Source organism: Elusimicrobiota bacterium, assembly GCA_016722575.1.
Classification (GTDB): Bacteria; Elusimicrobiota; Elusimicrobia; order FEN-1173; family FEN-1173; genus JADKIY01.
On record JADKIY010000005.1, the window covers coordinates 102,549 to 125,875 of the forward strand.

Annotated in this window: 23 protein-coding genes; all 23 read left to right on the forward strand. The window is 63.5% G+C overall.

Annotation, left to right across the window (positions count from 1 at the left end; genetic code table 11):
- The first annotated feature begins 43 nt into the window (after positions 1 to 43).
- The 23 genes from miaB to IPP68_09450 all read left to right on the forward strand — a co-directional run bounded on the left by miaB (position 44) and on the right by IPP68_09450 (position 23,316).
- Positions 44 to 1,366: a tRNA (N6-isopentenyl adenosine(37)-C2)-methylthiotransferase MiaB gene (gene miaB, locus IPP68_09340; protein ID MBL0350562.1), complete on the forward strand. Its 1,323-nt coding sequence runs from the start codon at positions 44 to 46 to the stop codon at positions 1,364 to 1,366.
- Positions 1,363 to 1,935: a lytic transglycosylase domain-containing protein gene (locus IPP68_09345; protein MBL0350563.1), complete on the forward strand. Its 573-nt coding sequence runs from the start codon at positions 1,363 to 1,365 to the stop codon at positions 1,933 to 1,935. Before miaB ends, IPP68_09345 begins: the two co-directional genes overlap by 4 nt.
- Positions 1,928 to 4,528, forward strand: coding sequence for a DNA mismatch repair protein MutS (gene mutS, locus IPP68_09350; GenBank protein ID MBL0350564.1), 2,601 nt, complete (start codon positions 1,928 to 1,930; stop codon positions 4,526 to 4,528). Before IPP68_09345 ends, mutS begins: the two co-directional genes overlap by 8 nt.
- Positions 4,529 to 4,610: 82 nt before the next feature.
- Positions 4,611 to 5,045 (forward strand): PilZ domain-containing protein, encoded by a 435-nt coding sequence (locus IPP68_09355; protein ID MBL0350565.1) that lies wholly within the window; start codon positions 4,611 to 4,613, stop codon positions 5,043 to 5,045.
- Positions 5,042 to 6,802 carry a DNA mismatch repair endonuclease MutL gene (mutL, locus tag IPP68_09360; protein ID MBL0350566.1) on the forward strand — a complete coding sequence of 587 codons (1,761 nt, stop codon included), beginning with the start codon at positions 5,042 to 5,044 and terminating at the stop codon, positions 6,800 to 6,802. The genes IPP68_09355 and mutL overlap by 4 nt, the downstream gene beginning before the upstream one ends.
- Positions 6,803 to 6,816: 14 nt before the next feature.
- The gene (locus tag IPP68_09365; GenBank protein MBL0350567.1) at positions 6,817 to 8,061 is read left to right on the forward strand and encodes a Glu/Leu/Phe/Val dehydrogenase; all 1,245 of its coding nucleotides are present in this window, start codon (positions 6,817 to 6,819) and stop codon (positions 8,059 to 8,061) included.
- Between the two features lie 32 nt (positions 8,062 to 8,093).
- Positions 8,094 to 8,771 (forward strand): hypothetical protein, encoded by a 678-nt coding sequence (locus tag IPP68_09370; GenBank protein ID MBL0350568.1) that lies wholly within the window; start codon positions 8,094 to 8,096, stop codon positions 8,769 to 8,771.
- Entirely contained in the window at positions 8,768 to 9,325 is a 558-nt protein-coding gene (locus tag IPP68_09375) for a glycogen-binding domain-containing protein (GenBank protein ID MBL0350569.1), read from the forward strand. The genes IPP68_09370 and IPP68_09375 overlap by 4 nt, the downstream gene beginning before the upstream one ends.
- Positions 9,326 to 9,468: 143 nt before the next feature.
- Positions 9,469 to 12,432: a tetratricopeptide repeat protein gene (locus IPP68_09380; GenBank protein ID MBL0350570.1), complete on the forward strand. Its 2,964-nt coding sequence runs from the start codon at positions 9,469 to 9,471 to the stop codon at positions 12,430 to 12,432.
- Between the two features lie 25 nt (positions 12,433 to 12,457).
- On the forward strand, positions 12,458 to 13,090 hold the full coding sequence (locus tag IPP68_09385) for a MotA/TolQ/ExbB proton channel family protein (protein ID MBL0350571.1): 633 nt from the start codon (positions 12,458 to 12,460) through the stop codon (positions 13,088 to 13,090).
- Between the two features lie 9 nt (positions 13,091 to 13,099).
- Complete coding sequence (locus IPP68_09390; protein MBL0350572.1) at positions 13,100 to 13,558, forward strand: biopolymer transporter ExbD; 459 nt, start codon at positions 13,100 to 13,102, stop codon at positions 13,556 to 13,558.
- The gene (locus IPP68_09395) at positions 13,555 to 13,986 is read left to right on the forward strand and encodes a biopolymer transporter ExbD (GenBank protein ID MBL0350573.1); all 432 of its coding nucleotides are present in this window, start codon (positions 13,555 to 13,557) and stop codon (positions 13,984 to 13,986) included. Before IPP68_09390 ends, IPP68_09395 begins: the two co-directional genes overlap by 4 nt.
- Positions 13,987 to 14,047: 61 nt before the next feature.
- Positions 14,048 to 15,187 (forward strand): energy transducer TonB, encoded by a 1,140-nt coding sequence (locus IPP68_09400; protein MBL0350574.1) that lies wholly within the window; start codon positions 14,048 to 14,050, stop codon positions 15,185 to 15,187.
- Positions 15,184 to 16,215, forward strand: coding sequence for a hypothetical protein (locus IPP68_09405; protein ID MBL0350575.1), 1,032 nt, complete (start codon positions 15,184 to 15,186; stop codon positions 16,213 to 16,215). The genes IPP68_09400 and IPP68_09405 overlap by 4 nt, the downstream gene beginning before the upstream one ends.
- The gene (locus IPP68_09410; protein MBL0350576.1) at positions 16,212 to 17,066 is read left to right on the forward strand and encodes a hypothetical protein; all 855 of its coding nucleotides are present in this window, start codon (positions 16,212 to 16,214) and stop codon (positions 17,064 to 17,066) included. The genes IPP68_09405 and IPP68_09410 overlap by 4 nt, the downstream gene beginning before the upstream one ends.
- Before the next feature lie 27 nt (positions 17,067 to 17,093).
- Entirely contained in the window at positions 17,094 to 17,879 is a 786-nt protein-coding gene (locus IPP68_09415) for a hypothetical protein (GenBank protein ID MBL0350577.1), read from the forward strand.
- A gap of 107 nt (positions 17,880 to 17,986) precedes the next feature.
- Positions 17,987 to 19,441 carry an aminotransferase class I/II-fold pyridoxal phosphate-dependent enzyme gene (locus IPP68_09420; protein MBL0350578.1) on the forward strand — a complete coding sequence of 485 codons (1,455 nt, stop codon included), beginning with the start codon at positions 17,987 to 17,989 and terminating at the stop codon, positions 19,439 to 19,441.
- 33 nt (positions 19,442 to 19,474) lie between these two features.
- On the forward strand, positions 19,475 to 19,870 hold the full coding sequence (locus IPP68_09425) for a TraR/DksA family transcriptional regulator (GenBank protein MBL0350579.1): 396 nt from the start codon (positions 19,475 to 19,477) through the stop codon (positions 19,868 to 19,870).
- Positions 19,871 to 19,931: 61 nt separating this feature from the next.
- Entirely contained in the window at positions 19,932 to 20,117 is a 186-nt protein-coding gene (locus IPP68_09430; GenBank protein ID MBL0350580.1) for a sulfurtransferase TusA family protein, read from the forward strand.
- Positions 20,114 to 21,613: a leucyl aminopeptidase gene (locus IPP68_09435; GenBank protein MBL0350581.1), complete on the forward strand. Its 1,500-nt coding sequence runs from the start codon at positions 20,114 to 20,116 to the stop codon at positions 21,611 to 21,613. The genes IPP68_09430 and IPP68_09435 overlap by 4 nt, the downstream gene beginning before the upstream one ends.
- A complete protein-coding gene (locus tag IPP68_09440) occupies positions 21,610 to 22,143 on the forward strand; it encodes a type 1 glutamine amidotransferase (GenBank protein ID MBL0350582.1) in 534 nt (177 codons plus the stop codon). The genes IPP68_09435 and IPP68_09440 overlap by 4 nt, the downstream gene beginning before the upstream one ends.
- A gap of 4 nt (positions 22,144 to 22,147) precedes the next feature.
- Positions 22,148 to 22,462: a Rieske (2Fe-2S) protein gene (locus IPP68_09445; GenBank protein MBL0350583.1), complete on the forward strand. Its 315-nt coding sequence runs from the start codon at positions 22,148 to 22,150 to the stop codon at positions 22,460 to 22,462.
- 11 nt (positions 22,463 to 22,473) lie between these two features.
- On the forward strand, positions 22,474 to 23,316 hold the full coding sequence (locus IPP68_09450) for an ABC transporter substrate-binding protein (GenBank protein ID MBL0350584.1): 843 nt from the start codon (positions 22,474 to 22,476) through the stop codon (positions 23,314 to 23,316).
- Positions 23,317 to 23,327: the final 11 nt, after the last annotated feature.

The window sequence follows — 23,327 nt, forward strand, 5'->3', positions numbered from 1 at the left end:
TCGCCGCGCCGACGGGCCCCGGGCATGGTAAAATAACGGGATTATGAAATTTTACGTCGAAACCTTCGGCTGTCAGATGAACGTGGCGGACAGCCAGGAAATGGGCCGCCGCCTGGCGGCCCGGGGATTCGCCCCGACCGAAGAACCGGCCGAGGCCGACGTGATCCTGGTCAACACCTGCACCGTTCGGGACCACGCCGAACACAAAGCCCTCTCTTATTTGGGCCGGCTCACCCCTTGGAAAAGCCAGGACCCCAGCCGGTGCGTCATTTTGGCCGGGTGCGCCGCCGAACGACTGCAGGGGACCATCCGGCGACGGTTTCCCCACGTCTCGGTGGTGGTCGGCGCCAAATCCATCGACCGCTTTGACGAGCTGGTGGACGCCGCCCTCCCGTCCCTGGCCTACGACGGCGAAGGGGAAGCTCTGGACGCCTGGGGCTGGATGACGGGCGCCGCCGGAACGCCGTCCTCGGTCACGGCCCACGTGACCCTCATGCGGGGATGCAACTTTTCCTGCAGTTATTGCGTCGTCCCCCAAGTGCGGGGGCGGGAAAAATACCGCCCCGCGGCGAGTTTGCTGGCGGAGGTGCGGGAAAAGGCCGCCCGGGGCCAACCGGAAATTCTCCTGCTGGGTCAAACGGTCAATTCCTACCGACCCGCGGGCCCCAACCCCGGTCCCGACGGCCGCGAGATCCGGGACTTCGCCGATCTGCTTCGGGCCGTGGCGGTCGAGCCGGGCGTCCGGCGGATCCGGTTCATGAGCCCGCACCCCCACCACGTGGACGATCGATTTGTGGCCGCCGTGGCGGAAACCCCCTCCGTCTGCCCGCACCTCCATTTGCCCGCCCAATCGGGGTCGGACCGGCTCTTGCCCCTCATGCGCCGAAATTACTCCCGTCGGGATTACGTGGAAAAAGCGGCCCGGCTGCGCCGGGCGGTTCCGGGCCTGGCCCTCACCACCGACCTCATCGTCGGTTTCCCCGGGGAAACCGAAGAGGACTTCGCGGAGACGTTGTCCCTCGTGCGGGAAGTGGATTTTGACGGGGCCTACACGTTCAAATATTCGCCCCGCCCGGGAACGGTCTCCGCGTCCCGGACCGATGACGTTTCCATCGAGGTCAAGGAAGAACGATTGGCGCGTTTGCGCGAATGGACCGACCGTTTGGCGGAGCAAAAAACCGCGGCGCAGGTGGGCGCCCGAACGGAAGCGTTGATCGAAGCCCGTCGGGGCGACGCGCTCGAAGCCCGAACCCCCCACAGCCGTAAAATTTTCATCGAAAATTCCAACGCCCCGGTGGGCGCCCTCGTGGACTGTCGGGTGGTCCGAGCCGATGGGAAGAACCTTTACGGGACCCCGTGCCCATGACCCCCGGTCTCAAACGACGCCCCCGCCGCTGGGCCTTTATTGTTCCGGCGTTGGCCCTCCTGATTCCCTTGGCCGTTCCCGCTCGGTTTTATTGGCAGGTCACCCGTCCCCTGATCCACAAAGACGCCATCGACCTCTACGCCGGGCAATACGGCATCGACCCGTTGTTCGTTTTGGCCCTCGTCCGCGTCGAATCGGGTTTCGCTCCCTCGGCACGTTCCCACCGGGGCGCCATCGGCCTCATGCAACTCATGCCGGACACCGCCCGGGAGATGGCCGTCCGGGTGGGGGAAAACCCCTCGACGCTTAATCTGGAGGAACCGGACATCAACATCCATTTGGGCGTTCACTATCTTTCCCTCCTGAGAAAAGAATTCGGCGAGGACGAAGTGTCCCTTCTGGCGGCCTACAACGCGGGCCCGACCAACACCCGGGCGTGGCGGGGCAACGGCTCCCTGTCCACCCGGGACATTCCCTTCCCCGAAACCCGCTTTTTTGTGACCCGCGTCCAACGCACCCATCGCTGGCTCCGGCGGCTTCAAGCGGTGAAACGGTTTTTCCATGTCTGAACCCGCCGCCGCGCCCACCGCCACGCCCATCATGCGTCAGTACCAGGCCCTCAAAACCCAAAACCCGGACGCGATCCTTTTTTTCCGCCTGGGCGACTTCTACGAATTGTTCGAAGACGACGCCCGCCGGGCGGCGCCCATTCTCGAGCTCGTGTTGACCCAACGCCAGGGGATTCCCATGTGCGGCCTCCCGCACCACGCCTTGCCGGGGTACCTGGGCAAATTGCTCAAGCGGGGTTGGCGCGTGGCCATCGCCGAGCAAATGGAAGACCCGGCGACCACCAAAGGCATGGTGCGGCGGGACGTCGTGCGCGTGGTGACGCCCGGCACCGTGCTGGAGGAAGAATTGTTGTCGGCCAAACAAAATAATTTTTTGGCCGCCGTTTGGCCGGGGCGGGGGACCTCGCCTTGGGGGCTCGCCTGGACCGACATGTCCACCGGCGAATTGTCCTTCGCGGCCCTTCCGGGGAGCGCCGGCGTGGCCGACGAACTGTCCCGGTGGGACCCCCGGGAAACTCTGTGGCCGGCCGGCGGCCCCGCGCCCGAGGATCAACGCCCGGTCACCCGCGTGGACGCCGCCTCTTTCCTGCCGGACTCCGCCCTTCGCCGGGCGCCGACGCTTTTCGGGGTTCGCTCCTTCGACGGCTACGGACTTCCGGCGGACCATCCGGCCCTTCCCGCGGTGGCGGCTCTGTTCAATTACATCGAACGCAACCAGGCCGCGGCCCTGAACGCCCTCCGCCCGCCCCGGGCCCACGCTCCGGCCCGGTTCATGACCCTGGACGCCCTGGCCCTCCGCCGCTTGGACCTTTTTCCGCCCGACAACGGCGGCGACCCCCAACGGCCCACCGCCCTCTGGAATTTGTTGGACCACACGGGCACGGCCATGGGCGGACGACGACTCAAAGCCTGGATGTTAAACCCCTTGATGGATTTGGACGCCATCGCCGCCCGGCAGGACCGGGTGGATTTTTTACTGACCCACGGCCGTCTCCGGCGCGCCGTGGGCGACCTGCTGCGCGAAACGGCCGACGTGGAACGCGTCCTCTCCCGGCTTACGGCGGGAACGGCCTCCGGGCGGGACCTCGGCGCCCTGCGCCGAACCCTCCGCCAAGCGCCGGATCTGGAGAAAACCCTCTGTTCCGGCGGAGAACCGCTGGCGGGCCAACACCCGCTCGGGGATCTGGCCCGAACCTTCCAGGTTCCCTCGGGCCCCCGGGAATTGCTCGAGAAGGCGCTGGCCGAAGATCCGCCCCAGCGCCTGCAGGACGGCGGCGTCATCCGGGACGGTTATTCCGCGCCTTTGGACGAATGGCGGCAGCTCGCGCGCCATGGGCGGGGCTGGATTTCCGATTTGGAACGGACCGAACGGGAAAAAACGGGGATCGGCTCCCTTAAAATCGGATTCACCTCGGTCTTCGGCTATTACCTCGAGGTCTCCAAGGTCAATTTGGCCAAGGTGCCCCCCGAATGGATCCGAAAACAAACCCTGACGAACGCGGAGCGCTTTGTGACGCCGGAACTCAAAGCCCACGAGGAAAAGGTCCTCAGCGCGGAGGAAAAAGCCAAGGCCCTGGAACGGGACCTTTTGGCCGAATTGCGCCAGAAAATTTTGGCTCACCGGGAATCCCTCATTCGCCTGGCGGAGGGGTTGGCCGAAACCGACGCGTTGGCTTCCCTGGCGGAAGCGGCCGAACGCGGCCATTGGACGCGGCCCCGATTGACGAACGACCCCGTGTTGCGACTGGAAGGCGCCCGCCATCCGGTGGTGGAGCGAATGCTCGAGGCCACGGGCGGCGGCGCCTTCGTGCCCAACGACCTGGAGCTGGACGGCGCCGACCGGCAACTTCTCCTGGTCACGGGCCCCAACATGGGGGGAAAATCCACGTATCTTCGGCAGACGGGCCTGATCGTCCTTTTGGCCCAAATGGGCTCCTACGTCCCCGCCGCCCGGGCCACGGTGGGGATCGTCGACCGGATCTTCACGCGCATCGGCGCGGGGGACAATTTGGCCGCGGGGGCGTCGACTTTTCTCGTTGAAATGCAGGAGGTGGCGAGCATCCTCCACAACGCCACGCCCCGAAGCTTGGTGATCCTGGACGAAGTCGGGCGCGGGACCTCCACCTACGACGGCGTGGCCGTCGCCTGGGCGGTGGCGGAGCACCTGGCCGGGCGGGGCGCGGCCGGCCCGCGAACTCTTTTTGCCACGCACTATTTCGAGTTGACCGAATTGCCGGACCGGTTTCCGCGCATCGCCAACGCCCACGCGGCCGTCCGGGAGTGGACGAAACCCGATGGCAAAATCGACCTGGTGCTCCTGCACGAAGTGCGGCCGGGGCCCGCCGAACGCTCCTTCGGCGTTCACGTGGCCCAAATGGCCGGACTTCCCGCCGACTGCGTGACGCGCGCCGCGGCTCTCCTGGCGGCCCTCGAGAAGGGGGACGCCCGGCTGCCCGTGCGGCCCGCCGGCAACGGGCAAATGGATTTGTTTTCCAACCACCCCGTGTTGGAAGCGCTCCGCGCCCTGGACCCCGAACGCTTGACGCCCCTCGAGGCCCTTCAGAAATTGGCGGAACTGAAAAAAGGATTGTAAGGCCGCGCGGGACTCGACGCGCGGGGACGGCTTTGTTATCATTCGACCGCGGAGTCCGACGCGCCCCTTGAAGGAGGGTCCCTTGAAGCCCGACAACCGACGACACAAACGCTTTCCCGTTTTAAAAGACATGGCCGAGCCGGTGGACCTGTTCGTCATGGACCAGCCGCCCCGGGAGGTCCCCGCCGTCCTCACGAACCTGTCCGCCGGCGGCATGGCCCTGGTCGTCTTTGCCCACGTGTCCGGCGACGCCAAACTCAAAATTCTGCTCGACGTCCACGGCCTGGAAAACCTCGAGCTCCAGGGCCGCGTGGCCTGGACCGAAGTCAAAGGCGACACCACCGCCATCGGCGTCCGCTTCGACCACCTTTCCCACGACACCGTCCACCGCATCACCAAAATGGCCGAAGACTTCCAGGATTGCGAACTCAAGATCTCCTTCGGGCTCAAAGACGTCTGCTTCCGGCAATGCGCCTATTGGACCCTCTGCGGCAAACCCGTTAAGTTGAAGCATTGAAGAACAAAGTTCGAAAGCTGCCGGACGACATCGTCCGGGGCATTGCGGCGGGCGAGGTCGTGGAGCGGCCCGCCTCCGTCCTCAAGGAACTCCTCGAAAACGCCGTGGACGCGGGCGCCCGGCGCCTCGAAATCGAATGGCGGGACGCCGGACGGCGCCGCCTGCGGGTGACCGACGACGGCGGGGGCATGACCCCCGACGACGCGCGGCTCGCCCTCGAACGCCACGCCACCTCCAAAATCGCCGCGCTGGCGGACCTCGAAACCCTGTCGACCTACGGATTTCGGGGGGAAGCCCTTCCCTCCATCGCCGCCGTTTCCCGCTTTGGCTTGTCCACCCGCTCCGCCGACGGCGAAGGCTGGTCCATCGCCCTGGAAGCCGGCCGACCATTGCGCGAAGGCCCGGCGGGCGTTCCCCCGGGGACCACGATCACCGTCGACGACCTCTTTTTTGCCGTGCCCGCGCGCTTGAAATTTTTAAAATCCGACGCCACCGAACGGGCCCTCCTTCTCCGCACCGTGGAAGATGTCGCCCTGGCCGAACCGGGCCTGGAACTGCGAATCCTTTCCGAGGACCGCCCGCCCTTGGTCCTGCCCGCCGTGCCGGTGAGCGACCGCGAAGCCCTGCGGGATCGTCTGGCGCGCCTGTGGGGCGCCGACCGCGCCCGGACTCTTAAACCCGTCGAATCCCGGGGCGCCAACATGAGCGTGTCGGGCTGGGTGTCCGACGTTTTGAGCGCCCAACCGACGGGCCGCTACCAACGATTTTTTATCAATCGCCGCCCCGTGGTCAGCCGCCGCCTGTCCCACGCCCTCTACGACGCCTATCGGGGACGGCTGCCCATCGGCAAACACCCCGCGGCGGTGCTGGTCCTCCACATCGACCCGGAATTCGTCGACGTCAATGTCCACCCCACCAAGAAGGACGTTCGTCTTTCCCACGAAGACCAAGTGCACGGGTTCGTGAGCCGCGCCGTCCAGGAGGCCCTTTCCCGGGACGTGCACACCGCCCCGGCCTTCGCCCCCGCGGCGGGGCGCGCGGAGTCGGCGGAGGTCCGCCCGGCCCCCTTCGCTTTTCCCCGTCCGCCCTCCCTCACGGAAACCCGGGCGGCCTTTGAATTTCAGCAACCGTTGACCCCCGCCCCGCCCAACGCCGAGGCCGGCGACGGGGGCTTTTCCCGGGAGTGGTTTCAAGCGGCCGCCTTCGCCCCCCTGGCCCAAATTTACGGGACGTACGTGCTGGCTCAAGCGGGGGGGGAATTCTTCATTTTCGACCAACACGCCGCGGCCGAACGGGCCCTCTACGAACGGCTGACCGCCGACGCCGAAACCGGCGCCCGACAGGGACTCCTTCTTCCCTGGGTGTGGGAGCCGGCGTCGGAAGCGGCCGCCCTCCTAACGGAGCAACGCCCCGCCTTTGAATCGCTCGGGTTCCGGTTGGAGGCCTTCGGCGCGGCGTCCTTTCGCGTCACCGCGGTGCCCGCCGCCCTGGGGGATTCGCCCCGGGTGCGGGAAGTTCTGGAAGGGTTGGCCGACGATTTGACCTCGGGAAAAATTCCCCGGGGACTCGAAGCCCTTCGCGTGCGCGCCGCCTGCCGGGGGTCCTTGATGGCCGGCGCCGTTCTCTCCGCTCCGGAAATGGCCGGGGTCATCGGCCGGCTGCAGGGGTGCCAAAGCCCCTGGACCTGCCCCCACGGACGGCCCACGTTCCTCCGACTGACCAACGAAGACCTGGCAAAACGATTCCGCCGGATGTAGAGTTAAGCGTCACCATGACGCCACCGACTCTGTGGGACCAAGCTCTTGCCCAGTTGGACCGCGGCGCTCAACGCCTCGGGCTCGAACCCTACATCGTCGAACGCCTCCGCCACCCCAAACGCATCCTGGAAGTGTCCGTCCCCGTCCGACGGGACGACGGCTCCGTGAAGGTTTTTCGGGGTTACCGCGTCCAGCACAACGTGGACCGGGGACCCGCCAAAGGCGGCATCCGCTACCACCCGGACGTGTCTTTGGACGACGTTTCCGCCCTCGCCTTTTGGATGACCATGAAGTGCGCCTTGGTCAACCTTCCCTACGGCGGGGCCAAAGGCGGAGTGGTCTGCGATCCCAAAACCCTTTCCGAGGGGGAATTGGAACGCCTGACGCGCCGCTACGCCTCCGAAATTTCCATTTTAATCGGCCCCGACAAGGACATTCCCGCCCCCGACATGAACACCAACGAGAAAATCATGGGTTGGATCATGGACACCTACTCCTCCCAAGTGGGCCATTCGGTCCCCGGGGTCGTCACGGGCAAACCCGTGGAAATCGGCGGAACCCTGGGTCGTCGGGAAGCCACGGGCCGGGGGGTCTTCTTCATCGTTCAGGAATTGGCCCGGGTGAAAAATTGGCAGCTCAAGGACTTGCGCATCGCGGTTCAGGGCTTCGGCAACGTCGGTTCCAACGCGGCCCGCATCTTGCGGGAAGCCGGGGCCCGCATCGTCGGAATTTCGGACGCCACGGGCGGCGTGGCGGACCCGAAGGGAATCGACATCGACGACGCTCGACGTCACAGCGAGAAAGAAACCCTGTCGACCTATCGGAAGGGACGGGCCATCACCAACCGGGAACTTCTGGAACTGGACTGCGACGTGCTGATTCCCGCCGCGCTGGAAAACCAGATCACGGCGGAGGTCGCGCCCCGGGTCAAAGCCCGGTTCATCGTCGAGGGAGCCAACGGCCCCACCACCACCGAGGCCGACCGGCTGCTGAACGAACGCGGGGTGACCGTGGTGCCCGACATTCTGGCCAACGCCGGCGGCGTCACCGTGAGTTATTTTGAGTGGGTCCAGGATTTGCAAGCGTTTTTTTGGGACGAAGAGGAAGTGCGCGGCCGACTGCGTGCCATCCTTTTGCGCGCCTTTCAGGAGGTCTGGCGGGTGGCCGGGGAAAACAAAACCGACCTTCGCCTGGCCGCGTTTCTCGTGGCCTTGGACCGTTTGGCCAAGGCGATTCGGCAGCGGGGCCTTTTTCCATGATTGACAAGCCCATCCAATTCCTTTAAATTCTGATGATGGAACGATTCCTTCCCCTGTGGGACAACTACGTGGAGCTGATGGGCGACCCGATTTTCGCCATCGCTTCCGCTTCGGCCGTTTTCGGGGGGATGATCTTCCTGGCGTTGGCGGCCAAGTTTTTCAAAGCGGAAAAGGCCCCCGATCTGAATTCCCTCGCGGGCGGCGTGGGCCCGACCGCCACGCCCCTCCCCGTGCGAGGGCCCGCCAAGTCGGAAGCCGTTGCCCCCGCTCCCAACGCGACCACCAAACTTTCCCCGCCGGCCGACGCGACCAAAACCATGGTCCTGCCGCCGGCCGAGTTGCCGAAACCCGCGGCCCCGCCGTCCCCGGGCTCCGTCGACGTCGCCATGTATGAATTGCTGGTGCGTCGGGTGGCATCGCTGGAAGGGGAAGTGAAGAAAGACCCGCTTTTCCTCGACCCGCTCCTCAAGCGGTTGAGCCAAATGGAAAAACGCCTGGAGGAAATCGGCGAACTGTCCAAGAAAATCGACGACCTGGCCAAAACGGTGGCCCAGGCCCCCGCGCCGGTCCCGGGGGCCTCCGAACCCGGCGCCGCCCCGGCCGGCGGCGGAATCGACCCGGCCGAATTCCACGCTTTTAAAGAAAAGGTTTACGGCCTGCAAAAAATCCTGGAACATTTGGCCGAATCCCCCGGCACCCCGCCCGCATGACGCGCTCTCGAATACTTCTTTTGATGCTGCTGGATCTGGCCCTGATCGGGGGAGCCGGTTACCGCGCCTACGAACGCTACGGGGAATTGAAACCCGCTTCGGCGGCCGCTCCCGTGGCGCCGCCGGCCGCGCCTCCGGCGGAAACCCCGGCGGTGGAGACCTCCACGGCGCCCGTCGCCGTCCCCGCCGTTGAGATTTCCACGACGACCTCCGACGCGACGGCGACTTCCACGGCGACGGCGGTCTCGGCCCCACCGACCTCGACGCCCGGCGGCGTGGAGGCCTCGACCGGACCCGCCCCCACCGCGCGAGTGGCCTTCCGTTACCGAAATTCCGTCGCCAAAAAAGTTTTCCTTACCGGAACGTTCAACAATTGGACCCCGGCGGCTTTTCGAAAATCGGCCTCGGGTCTTTGGACGCTTGCGGTGGACGTCGTCCCCGGGGACCACGCCTACAATTTCCTCGTGGACGGGAAAACCGTTCGCGACCCCAATCAACGGCGCAGCGACGAAAAAGGACGTTCCCTTCTTCGCGTCGCGCCCGCCTCCAAATAAACTCCCGCGCCTGGAAATAATTCTGTAACGGTATTGCAAATCCGCCTCGCGGACCCTATAATTAAGAGAATGCCACCCGCACACGATTGCCTCTTTGAGACCGGCCCCTCCCGCGGTGGATCGGGTCCGTCCCCGGCCGTTTCATGGCCGTCCTCCTCGGGGGGCTCCTCCCCGCCGCCGCCACGCCCCTGGGCGCCAAGGAATCCGAACCCATTCGGTATTTTCAATTCAAATTCAAACCCGACCAACCCGCGGAATCCCTCCAAAATTATTTGACCTTCGTTCAAAAAAACGCCCCCGGCATTGAGGGCCTGCGGACCCAATACGCCGTGGCCGACGCCTTCATGGCCCAGGGCAAATGGGACGAAGCCGCTGAAATCCTCCAAACCATCGTTCAGGTCCCCCAGGCGGACGAATTTTTCCGGGCCAGCGTTTTGATCAAGCTGGCCGACTGCAACATGCGCATGGCGCAATTCGCCACGGCCAGCGGCTATTACACCGCCGCCGCCCAATCCGCCGTCCGGTCCATCCTGCCCGAGGCCACTATTGGATTGGCTCTGGCTTGCGTGGCCAAAGGCGAACGTGAAAAAGCCTTCGTCCATTTCCAGGAATTGATCGCCTTTTATCCGTCTTACAAAATCCACCCGCGCTACATGTTTCCGTTGGGGCTCATCCAATGGGAGGTGCGTAAATACGAAGGGGCGTTGGATTACTTTTTGAAAGACGAAGGCAACCCGGCGAGCCTCTATTTCGCGGGCCTGTGCTTTCGGGAACTCAAACGCGTTCCCGAGGCCACCGCCGTTTTCCGCCGCATCACGGAGGACCACCCCGAATCCGTCTGGGCCAACCGCGCCCGGTTCGAGGTGGGGGAGACGTTTTACCAGCAGAAGGATTTCAATCTTGCCGCGCAAACCTTTCAGAACATCTACCGGGACCGCCCCTCGGACCAATGGGAAACCCTGGCCTACTACCGCATGGCCTGCGTCGACATGCAACAGAACAATTTTAAAGCGGCCGAAGAAAAGCTGACGATTTTGGCGGACGACAACAAAGACCCCATGCTCCTGTCCAACATCACCTATCTGTTGTCCGAAGCCCTGGCGGAGCAAAAGAAGGTCACGCACCTGATCGACATTTTGGAGTCGGCCCAAAAGACCAAACGAAAATCCGTCGACAACATGTACCGGCTGATCTGGGGGTATACCGCCCAAGGCGATTACAAAAAAGCCATCGACTTGGCCAACGATTTTCTGAGCACCCAGCTCGACGCCGACCTGACGCCGCGGGCCCTCCTGGTCCAGGGGTACGCCTTCAACAAATTGGGGAAATTGCCCGAAGCCTTCGCGAGTTATCAACTGGTCGTTGAAAATTTTCCGGCGACCCCCTACGCCGCCAAAGCGACCCAGTTGGCCGCCATGAATTATTACCGGGCGGGTCAGTTCAAGGCCGTGACCACCCAGGTCAACAGCCTGTGGGAATCCATCGACAACGGCGTGCGCAACCATTATCCGGAAACACTTTACTGGCTGGCCCAGGCGCATCTGAAGTTGCGCCACGGCGACGAGTCCGAGGCGCTGTTCAAGGAGTTCGCGAAAATCGCGCCCCCGCGGCACCCCTGGCTTCCCCAAGCCCTGCGGGCCCAGGCCCTGGCGAGCGCCCTCGGCAAAAGCTCCGAAACCGCCCTGCCGATCCTTCAACGGGCTTACCAGAACGCCAGCGACATCGGCGACCGGGCGCTCATGGGCAAGTTGACCTTGGACATGGCCAACATCTCTTTCAACGCGAAGAAATACGAAAAAGCCGCCGGGTTCTATCGGCAAATGGAACAAGTGGACCCGAAAAACGAAAAACTCCCCTTCGCCCTCTTTCAAGGCGGCGTGGCCCTTTATCGGTCCTCGTACTACACCGATGCCATTGACAACTGGACGAAGCTGGTCCGCCAGTTTCCCAAGGACAACCGCGCCCCCGACGCCTTGTTCCGAGCCTCCAAAACCTGGTTCGATTTGGCCAAATTCTCCGAGGCCATCGCCGGGTTCGAAGACCTGATGCGCAATTACCCGCTGACCGAATTCGCCAAGGACGCGTTGCTTCAAATCGGCCAGGCCTATTACAACGACAAGAATTTCTCGAAGGCGATCGACACCTACAAGGATTTCCTGGCCAAGTATCCCCGGGACCCGCAGTCGGTCCAGGTCGCCCAGCTTCTTCAGATGGCCTATTACAAAACCGGCAAATCGCCCGAAGACATCGACGCGCTCACCAAAGGCCAAACCAAGAACCCCGTGCTGGTCGACGTGTACTGGGAAGAGGGCGCCAAACTCTACAACGAAAAGGATTACCCCAAGGCCCGGGAGCTTTTCGAAAAAATCATTTTCAACTTCCCCACGTCCTCCCTGGCGCCCCAGGCCTCTTTTTATCGATCCGAAGCGCTTTTCTTGGAGGAAAAATACCAGGAAGCGGCCGTGGCTTACGAAGGCTTTTTGCAGTCCTACAAGGACGACGCCCAGCGCAATCTGGCCATGTTTCATTTGGCGGTCAGCCGGTACAATTTGAAACAATTCCCCGAATCCGCTCAAACCTTTGAGCTGTTCGCCCAGACGTTTCCCAAAGACGCCCTGGCCCAAAACGCGTCGCTGAACGCCGCCTTGTCCTACATTCAAGCGCAAAACGTCGAGGAAGCCATCGACGCGGTGCAAAGCTACGCCGCGTCCTTCCCCAACGCCGAAGACCTCGGAACCGCCTACCTGCAGTTGGGACAATTTCTGGAAAAACTGGGGCAGGAGCAAAAAGCCGCCGAGATTTACCGCCAAACGCCCCCCCGGCGGGCCGAGTACCCCGAAGCCCTCTACAATGTGGCGCGGGTGTTCCGGGAAATCAAAAACGCCCCCGAAGAACAGAAGGCGTACGAAAGCTTGGCCGCCCTGCCGAACAAGAGCGATCCTTACCGAATCGCCGGCCTCCTTCAGTGGGGGGATTTGTTGGTTTTGCAGGGCAAGTTGCCCCAAGCCGCGGGGGCCTACAAAGACGTGGTCAAGAACGCGGCGGACGCGGAAAGCCGCGGGCGCGCCCAGGAACAATTGACGGCTCTGGGACCGGCCGCGAAATGATTTTCAACATCCCCGGAGGACACACATGCCGCACATGAGTTTCATCGAAATAATGAAGATCAGTTTGGTCATGCCCGTTTTGTTGGTGCTGTCCATTGTTCTCGTGGCCGTCACCATCGAGCGCCTTTATTTTTACTCCCGCATGGGCCAACTGGACAGCCGACTTTTCCGGCGCATCAAGGATCATTTGCTCGAAGGCCGCCTGGCCGACGCCAAGGAAACCGCGAATCGGGGCAGAGGTCTCATCGCCGAAGCCCTGGAAGCCGTTTTGGGCGCCGCGGCCGCTCATCACAAAAACCGCCAGGAAATGGACCACGTCTTGACCCTCTACTTTCAGCGCACCCAATCCCTGCTCGGTCGGCGCCTGGGCCTCTTCGGGACCTTGAGCTTCATTTCCCCGCTCCTGGGACTGTTGGGAACCGTGTTGGGCGTCATGACGGCCTTCCGTGATTTGGCCGTTTCCGGCCAGGGGGGACCGACGGTGGTCGCGGCCGGTATTTCCGAAGCTCTGATCGCCACGGCCTCCGGCATCGCGGTGGCCGTGTCCGCCGCGCTCATTTACAATTATTTCAATTTCCGCATGCGGCATCTGCTCAACAGCCTGAATATTTTCGGGCAGGAAATCGCCATCATCGTCACGTCCGGAAAGGACCTCTAAAGACTCTTTATGCACGACCCGTCCCAAGAAGGGGAGCTGGAAGAAACCGAGAAAATCAACGTCGTCCCGTTGGCGGACTTGACGTTGGTGCTTCTCATCGTGCTCATGGTGCTTTCGCCCATGATCAGCCAGTCCATGATCCACGTGGCGGTGCCGACCATTAAAAACGAAGGGGCGGGGGACACGCCGAAGGAAAACCCGGCCGAAACACCGCCGGAGCCGCTGTTGATCGCCATTTCCGGCGACGGCTACACGTTGAACAACGCGAAGGTGGAAAATTTCGACGCTTTGATGGTGGCTCTGGACGCCCGGTTGAAGGAGAACGCCAAGCGCCCGGTGCTCGTCACCGCGGCCAAGAGCATTCCGGTGGGCCGCGTGGTGGAAGTGCTGGACTTGGCCAAGGGCGTCGGCGCGGAAAGCGTGTCGCTCGTTAAATCGGGCGAAGACCTTCCCGGGGGGAAGAAATGACCGACGATGTCCGTCGACGGATCACCGGGGACGGCGCCATCGCCGGGATCAACATCGTCCCGGTCATCGACCTTTGCCTGGTGCTCCTGGTCATTTTGCTGATCATTTCTCCGCTTTTGGAAAAAGTGCCCGTGGAGGTGAATTTGCCCAAGGCCCACGCCCACGAAGAAAAAGAGAACAGCCTGTCGGTAACGATCTCCCCGGACGGCAAAATCGCCCTGAACACGGATTTGGTGGAGCGCAAGGATTTAACGGCGTCGGTCCGGGCTCTCCTGCGGCTCCAGGGGGAAAACGTGTTGGTCATCGTACGCTCCGACGAAAACGTGAGTTACGGCGATTTAACGGACGTTTTGAAGGAAATCAAAGACGCCGGCGCGAAGAACATCGCGGTGGGCACGCAGCTGATCCAGGACAAGGCCGGCTCGTGAGGAACTTTCGGACCCGGACGGTGTCGTATCCAACGGGGAATTCGTCCCCGGAGGCGGACTGATGCGCGATTGGGAGATGCTCTACGATCGGCCCCCCTTGGGGTTGGACGCGGCCCTTTTTGGGGTCGCCCTCCTTCTGCACGCCCCGTTGCTTTTCCTACAATTCAAAGCCGCGCCCCACACCCACCGGGCCGAACCCCGGGTGGTGAAGGTGGAGTTGCTCGAAAATCTAAACGCCCAAGTCTTTTCCAATCCCATTTCCGTCCGGCCGACCACGGGCCCCGTCATTAAAAACCCCATCGACATGCCCCAATACAAGGATTTAATCAAACGTATTCAGGAAGCTCGCTTGAAGGGCGACCTACTTCCCGCGGTCAAGCCGCACGTGGTCCCCCCCGCCATCCCCAAGGGCGGTTTGGCCACCGGCCCCATTAAGTTGCCCGAATCGGCGTTGAACAACAAAGGCGTCTTCAACCACGTGACCGCCCCCCAATTGGGAAGCGGTCCCGCCGGTCTCAAAGGCGGTTCCGCCGCCGCGGGGCCCGCGGCCACGGGACGGCCCCTGGGCGACATCGGCGGCGGGCCGGCCGGCCCCGCGCTCCTGGGCAACAAGGGCAGTTTTTCCGTTCGATCGGGCCAAATCGGCTCCATCGGCTCCGGCGATGGCATCAAAGTCGGCGCGGGGGGCGGCGGAGCGATCGCGATTAAAACCACCAAAACCGGGTCGGTGGACGCCGCGGTGTTGGACCCCATCCCCGTTCAGGACAAAGGACGTTTTGGAAGTTTGGGCGGCGACGGGACCGGCGGAACCCTGTCCGGCGGCGCGGCCCACGCCGGAGTGCCCGGGGGAACCGGGAACGGGTTGGCCGGCGGAGCCGCCGGTTTGGCCACCGGGAACGTCGCGCGCGCCCAACGACCGGCGTTTACCATCACGGGGCCCTTGACCGGCCGCCAAGTGATTTATCAGGAAAAACCGGAATACCCGGCCATTCTCCGGGCCAAAGGCATCGAGTCCGCCGTTCATCTTCGATTCGTCGTCACGGCGGAGGGGAATGTCAAAGACGTGAGCATCGTCCGGACATCCGGATACCCCGACATGGACCGGTCCGCCGTGCGGGCCATTCGCAAATGGTCCTTTGTTCCGCTCGACCACTTTGAAGATCAGGAAGGCACCATCATCATGACGTTCTCCCTCCGATGAAAAACACAACCCGGTTGTGGGCGGTGGGTCTGGCGGGCCTCCTCGCCGTCCCGTTGCAGGCCGCGCGAAAAACCAAGGAACCGCCGAAGGAGGAACGCGCACGCCCCGCGGGGAAGTCCCTCATTAAATCCGAATCGGGTCCCAAGGCCGAAGTGACCGCCAAAGGGTCGGCGGAGGCCCTTCCGGAAGACGTGGGACTTAAAAAGGGGGACGACGAGGAATCCATGGACGTCACGATCACGGGCGAAGCCCGGGACGAAATCCCCGTGGTGCTGGACCCGCCGCCGTTGGATTTGCCGTTCAAAGACATCGCGGGGCTTTCCCGCGACGGACAAACCGACCGGGTGTTGAACGGCCCCATGGAACACATCGGCGGCGGGGAACTCCTGTCCCTCGCCCTCTTGGCACCGCGCCAGGTCATGGGGTCGCTCCCGGTCAACATTCCCACGCCGCCCTTTATCCAAATGGAATTGGCGCCCGGCATGGAAGCCGCCCATTGGGATTTCCGCGTTCTGGACGAGGCGAATCAAATGATCTACCGCGTGGAGGGGGACCAAATCCCCAAAGACCTGATTGTGTGGGACGGACAGGACAAAGGGTTGATGAAAATCCGCACCGGCCAGGTGTACACGCCCCTCCTGATTTTGACGGGCAAAAGCGGAAAAATCGACCGTTTCTACGGCGAACCGGTTCTCTTTGACGTCATGCAATACACCCAGGGGGACATCCGGCGCACGGAGTTCCTAAACGAAAGCCTTTTCGGGACCGGCTCGGCCGACATTTTCCCGGAAATGGCGCCGCCCTTTAAATCCCTCTTGAGCCAAATGAGGCGCACCGTCGGAACGGTCTACCACGTGACGGTCTATTACACACCGAACGAATTGTCCCTGGCCCGCGCCCGGCTCAAAACCCTCCAATCCCTGCTGGAACAGTCGCTCATGCTCGATTCCACCGCCTTCGTCTTCGAGGCGGCCCCCGCCGTCGAACGGGGCGAAATCAGCGAAATCGTTTTCTCGGCCAAACTATGACCGCCGCGCCCCGCTCCGCGTTTGGTTGGGTCCTGCCCCTGGCCTTCCTGGGCCTCTGCCTGGGATCGGCAACGATTCCGGCGCGCGCCGCCGACGACGTCGCTCAAATGATGGACAGCGCCATAAAGCTTTACGATCAGGGCAACTACAAAAAGGCCATGCGCCTGTTTTTGAACGTCATCAACGCCGACCCCAACAACGCCGACGCCAAGGAATACCGGAACCGGTGCATGGACAAAATTGTGGAGGGCGAATTGGGCGTCCGCGTGGAGAAACCCTCCAAAGTCCCCAATCTGCCGGGGCCCGGACTGCGCGCGCCCGGCGCCGCCCCGACACCGGGCGCGCCCCGCTCCATTCGAACCTTCCGACCGCAGTTTCGCCCCGGTCCCCGGACGGCGGGAACCGCCAAGGGCAAAGGCAAGAAGCCGACCACGACGGTGGCCGCCGACAAACCCACCGCCAAAGACATCCTGGCCCAACGCGACGCCCTGGTGGAAGATTACCGGCGGAAAGTGCTGGGGAAGGAAAGTCCCGTGTGGCTCGACGACAAGAGGAACGAAATCGAAGTCGTGCTCTACATGAACCGCATTTTTCTGCCCATGACCGACCAATTGACCACGGATTCCTATCCCATGCTCGAGGCCGCCGCCGCCGAAATCCGCGCCAATCCCAAGAAGGCCGTCTTCCTGCGGGCGGTCGACAACATGTCGCCCGCCGTGCGCCACACCATGATCGACCTGCCGGCGCGGCGAAGCGCCATCGTCTTCAGTTATTTCGTCCACTCCACCCTGGGCGACAAACGCCCCGACGAACCGTCACCGGCCCTCACGCCGGACGACCTGGCCGACTAGGCCAAATCCACCCGAAGGGAACGACCGATGAACGCACGACAAGTCTGGATGTCTTTGCTTATTTTGGGAACGGCGCCGGTGCCCCTGCGGGCCCGCCTCAACACGGTGGAACCCTGGGCGCCCGGGTTTGACACGGATCTTCCGACCCGCCGATGGAACCACGCGGTGAACGTCCGCGTGGGCCGGGGCGCCCGGGGGACGGACCTGACCGAATTGTCCTACGCCTTGAGCCTTCCGTCCGGGGACAACTGGGAGGTGGGCGGGCAATGGGGTTACGCCTCCTTGGACGGGACCGGTTCCCGAAGCGATTCGGGCCTCAACGATTTGACCCTGGCCGCCAAATACCGCTGGCCGACCGCCGCCGTGCCCAAGCCGGCCGCGGCCGTGGCGGAATTCGGACTCTCCCTGCCGACCGGCGACCCCGACAAAGGGCTGGGCGCCGGCGGGTTCGGCTTCCTGGCCGGCGGCGGATTCAGCTACCCCATCGCCTCCCTGACCGGGTACGCCCGCGGGGAAGTCGGCTTCCACACGGAAGGTTCCGACACCCGTTGGGGGCGAACCCTCTCTTTCAACGTCGGCGGCGAACGCCGAATCGATTCGGAGTGGACGGCGTCGGCCGACCTTCGCCTGGTGGACCACGGCCGGGACAAAATCAACGGCGTGCGTTCGCCGGACAAAACGACCGAGGTCTACCTGGCGCCCGGCGGGTTCTGGAACCCGCCCAACGCGCCTTTGGCGCTTCAGGGCGCCTTGCTCTTCGGATTGACCCGAGACGCGTATGATTTCGGCCTCCTGATCGGCGCGCGATTTTAGATTTTCTCCGTCGATCGAGACCCGCCCTTTTCCGTCGGAAATTTTCTTGACAAGGGGGGAGAAATGCCCTTAAATGTGGGCCCGGCGCTTCGGCCGGCCAAAATCCCATGAGGCAAAACAAAGCCCCGCTGTTCGACACCTTGCTGGGCCACGCCAAAAACCGCGTGGTCTCCTTCCACACGCCGGGCCATAAAAACGGCCGGGGCATCGACGCCCGCCTCCGCGACTTCACCGGGCGGAACCTGTATTACATGGACGTCACGGTTTTCCCGGAGGTGGACTCGCTCCACGACCCGGTGGGCCCCATCAAAAAAGCCCAACAGCTGATGGCCATGGCCTACGGCGTCGAGCACTCGTTCTTCCTGGTGAACGGATCCTCCGTCGGGAACATGATCATGCTCATGTCCGCCTGCGGGCCGGGCGATTCCGTCATCATCTCGCGAAACGCCCACAAATCGACCATGGCCGGCGTCATCCTCTCGGGCGTTTGGCCCATTTGGATTCAACCCAAGGTCGACCAAAACCTCGACATCCTTTTCGACTCCAGCCCCGAACAAATCGAAGAGGCCCTTCGGCTTTACCCGGAGGCCAAGGCCGTCGTCGTCACGAGCCCGACCTACAACGGCGTGACGGCGGATCTCGTGAAGATCGCCGAAATTTGCCACTCCCGAGGGAAAATCCTGTTGGTGGACGAGGCCCACGGTCCCCACCTCAAATTCCACGAAGACCTGCCGATCTCGGCCGTGGAAGCGGGGGCCGACATGTGCGTTCAATCCACCCATAAAATCCTCTCGGCCCTGTCCCAGGGATCCGTGGTCCACGTTCAATCGGACTTGGTGGACATCACCCGGGTGCGACGGGTCGTCTCCCTCCTTCAAACCACGAGCCCCAATTACGTCATTCTCGCCAGCCTGGATTTGGCGCGGCGGCAAGCCGTGATGGAGGGGGAAAAACGCCTCGAGAAAGTGATCCGGGCCGCCGAAGCGGGACGCAAACGGCTCAACACGCTCAAAAACATTTTTTGCATCACGCGCAAAGACATTCAGGCCCGGGGCTACGACATGGACCCGACGAAACTGACGGTCAACGTCACCCGCACCGGCCTTTCGGGACACGAGATCGAAGACATTTTGGCCCGGGAATACAAAGTGCAGGTCGACGCCGCCGATCTGTTCAATTTAATCGCCATCATGGGCATCGGGTCCGAAAAATCCGACGTGGACCGCCTGGTGGACGCCCTGGCCGACATCGACCGCAAATACCGGGGCGAGGCGCAGAACTGGGTGCTCCCCATTCCGGAACTCACCACCGAAATGGTCATGAATCCCCGGGACGTGTTTCTGCACCACAAGGCCAAGCGCGTGCCCCTGTCCCGCTCCATCGGCCAGATTTCGGCGCAAACGTTGACGCCGTACCCGCCCGGCATCCCCGTGTTGATCCCGGGCGAACGAATCACTCCGGAAATTGTAAACTACCTGACGGATTTGGCCGAGAAAGATATCCGCGTCGTCGGCCAGGAAGGCGACGCCCTCCGGACCGTGAAAGTGGTGGCCGTCCGCTGACCTCGGCGGCGCCTTCCAGAAAGAGAGACGACCATGGCGAAGAAAAAAACAGGGGCTCCGAACCCTCCGGCAAAAAAGCGGGTCCAAAAGCAACCCGGCACCCAGGCCTATGAAAAACGCCTGCTGCAAATGCGGGAAGACATCATTCATTTGGTCCGCGAAAACCAGGACAACGAAACCGAAAACGAGGTGGGGGACGAAGCCGACGCCGCCACCAAATCCGCGGAACGCGAGCTCTTGTTCGAGTTGTCGGACAACGAACGCCAGTCCTTGGACGCGGTCGAAGCCGCGCTCCGCAAAATCAACACGGGGGCGTACGGGCTCTGCGAATCCTGCCGGACGAAGATCGCCGTTCCGCGCCTAAAAGCGATCCCCCACGCGCGCTACTGCATTCACTGTCAATCCCGTTTCGACTCCCCACGGAGCTGACGTCGTGGAACGTCCCGCGCCCGCGGCGCACACCGTGGACGCCCGGGGCCGTTTTTGTCCCATGCCGACGTTGTTGGCGGCGTTGACCCTGGAGAAAATGCGGCCCGGCGACATCCTGGAACTTCACGGCGACGATCCCAGCACCCGTCGGGACCTCCCGGCGTGGTGCGTCGAATCCGGCCACCGGTTTCTGGGGTTCGGCGACGCCCCCGCCGCCTCTTTCGTCGCCCGCATTCAAAAATCGTGATCCCCCGCCTGCGCGTCGATTCCAAAGCCGGCGGCCGCCCCGTCGTCCTCCCCGTTTTTCAGACCCCGGGCGACCCGGTTTGGCCCCGGCGGGCCGCGGCGTGGCCGAAATCCCTTCTCACCGGCGCCCGGGACGACGGATTCACCGGCAAAATCGGCGAAACCCATTTGATCTCGGGCCCGAACGCCCAGGCCTCCGAAAAAATCCTCTTGGTCGGACTCGGGAAAAAAGAGTCCGCCGACGGACAGTCCCTCCGCCTCTTCGGGGCGGGGGCTTATCGGCGCCTGCGGTCCACCCGATGGACCACCGCCCGTTTTCTGATCGCCGACGACGTAATTCCCGCGGCCGAAGCCGCCCGGGCGGTCGCCGAGGGCGTGGGACTGGCCGCTTACCGTTTCGATAAACACCAATCCGAGAAAACCGGCGGCGACCTCCTGAAAGAAATCGTTTTTGACGCGCCGACCCCCGACCTCCGCGAGGCGATGGAGGGCGTGCGCCTGGGAACCCTCTGGGCCGAGGCGGTGGCCTGCGCCCGGGATCTGATCAACGAACCGCCCAGCCACAAAACACCGGTCACGCTGGGCCGCTGGGCTCAACAATTGGCGGGAGGGCGACTTCGGGTCCGGGTCTACGATAAGCGAGCCCTTCAAAAAATGGGCGCGGGAGCTTTGCTCGGGGTGAACCGGGGGAGCGCCCATCCGCCGGTCCTGGTCCATCTTCGCTACACCCCCGCCGGAAAACCCAAGCGCCGGATCGCCTTCGTCGGAAAAGGGATCACCTTCGATTCCGGCGGCTTGTCGCTTAAACCCGCCGACGGCATGATGACGATGAAATACGACATGGCCGGGGCCGCCACCGTCTTTTCGCTTTTCAAAATTCTGCCCCGGTTGGCGCCGGACATCGAGGTGCACGGGGTGGCCCCCGTGACGGAAAACATGCCCGGCCCCGACGCGTACAAGCCGGGCGACGTGGTCACGGCCCTGAACGGCAAGACCATCGAAGTCCTCAACACCGACGCCGAGGGGCGCGTGGTGTTGGCCGACGCGCTGACGTTTGCGACCCGACTGGACGTGGAGGAGATCGTGGACGTCGCCACCTTGACCGGCGCGGCCACGGTGGCTCTGGGGAAAAACATCGCCGCGTGCCTTTCCAACACCCCCCGGCTGACGGAGCGGCTTCGGGCCGCGGCCGACGCCGCGGGCGAGAAGCTGTGGCCGCTGCCCTTGGAAACCACCTACCGGGAGCACCTTCGCAGCAAGGTGGCGGATTTGAAGAACATCGGGAACCCGGGGGAAGCCGGCACCATCATCGGCGGTCTTTTTCTGGAGGAATTTGTGGCGGGAAAACCCTGGGCCCACATCGACATGGCGGGCGTGGGGTGGAACGCCGCCGGGACGCCCACCAGCGCTCCCGGCGCCACCGGCGCGGTGGTGCGAACATTTTTAAATTACCTTTGGTCTCTTCATCTGGGCCAACGGAGGGAGGCGACGGCGTGACGCTCACAGGCAAAAAAGTGGCCATCTTGCTGGAGAAGGACTTTCAAGACTTGGAAGTCTGGTACCCGGCCCTGCGTTTGAAGGAAGAGGGCGCGACCGTCGTCTTCGTCGGAACAACCGTCAAGGATTACAAAGGAAAATTTGGCTACCCGGCGACGGCCGACGTCTTGGTGGGGCAAATTCGGCCGGCGGAATTCGACGCCGTGGTCGTTCCGGGGGGCTGGGCGCCCGATTTCCTGCGGCGGCACGAAACCGTTTTGTCCTTCGTCCGGGACATGCACCGGGCCGGAAAGCCCGTGGCGGCCATCTGCCACGCCGGTTGGGTCCTGGCTTCCGCGGGCCTCCTGAGGGGGAAAACGGTGACGTCCTTCTCCGCCATTAAAGACGACGTCGTGAACGCCGGGGCTCGTTGGGTGGACCAAGCCGTGGCCGTCGACGGCTGCCTGATCACCGCCCGCACGCCGGACGATTTGCCCGCCTTCTGCCGGGAATTGATTGCCCAAATGGCCCGTGTCCCGGCCGCCCGCTGAGCCCGTGCCCCGCCTCAAAGTTTGCGCCGTGGCCGATTTGGCGCCCGGGGACGCCCGCGTCGTCCCCGTGAACGAAAAAGAAGTGGCCGTCTTCAACGTCGGGGGGGCTTTTCACGCCATGGACAATGCCTGTCCCCACCGGGGCGCGCCCTTGAGCGACGGCCGCCTGGAGGGAAAAACGGTGACGTGCCCCTGGCACGGCTGGCAGTTCGACGTCTCCACCGGGTCTTTGGTGGTCAATCCGGAAACCCGTCAGACCACGTATCCCGTGGCGGTTCGGGACGGATGCGTTTATCTTTCCTCCAAGGCCGACGCGTGACCCGCCCGCGAATTCTTTCCGTCGCCCACAGCCCGGACCCCGACGACGCTTTCATGTTTTACGGGATCGCCAAAGGCAAAGTGCCCCTGCCCGGCTGGCGAATCCGGCACGTCTTAAAAGACATCCAATCGTTGAACCGGGACGCCCGGAAATCACGCCACCACATCACCGCCATCTCGGCCGCCGCCTTCCCGTCGGTGGCGGACCGCTATTGGGTTCTTTCCGTGGGTGCCTCCGTGGGCCGCCGTTACGGACCGCTCGTCGTTTGCCGCCCGGACCGCCGGAACCGCCTCCGCGCCAAGGATTGGTCCGGCCTTCGGATCGCCACGCCGGGGCCGGAAACCACCGCCCTGTTGACGCTGCGCCTCGCGCGTCCCGGGTTCACCGCCGTGGACAAACCGTTCGACAAAATCATCGATGCCGTCCGTTCGGGGCGGGTGGACGCGGGCCTGATCATTCACGAAGGGCAGCTGACGTACCGCGCTCACGGATTGGAAAAAGTCCTGGATCTGGGCCAATGGTGGCACCGGGAAACCGGGTTGCCGCTGCCGCTCGGTCTCGACGTGGTTCGAAAGGACCTTGGGATCCGCCTGGCCCGGAAATTGGCCGCCGCCCTAACGCAAAGCATCCGCCTCGCTTACCGGGACAAAAAAGCGTCGGTGGCCTACGCGCTCCGCTACGGCCGGGGCATCGGGGCGGCGGTGGGGGAGAAATTCGTAAAGATGTATGTCAATCGGGACACTCTCGATCTCGGCCCCCAAGGGGAAAAAGCGCTTCGTTTAATCTACCAACGGGCCCGATCCGCCGGTTGGCTCGCTCAAATTCCCCGTTTCCGCGTCGTTCGGCCCGCCTAAATCGTCGTCTT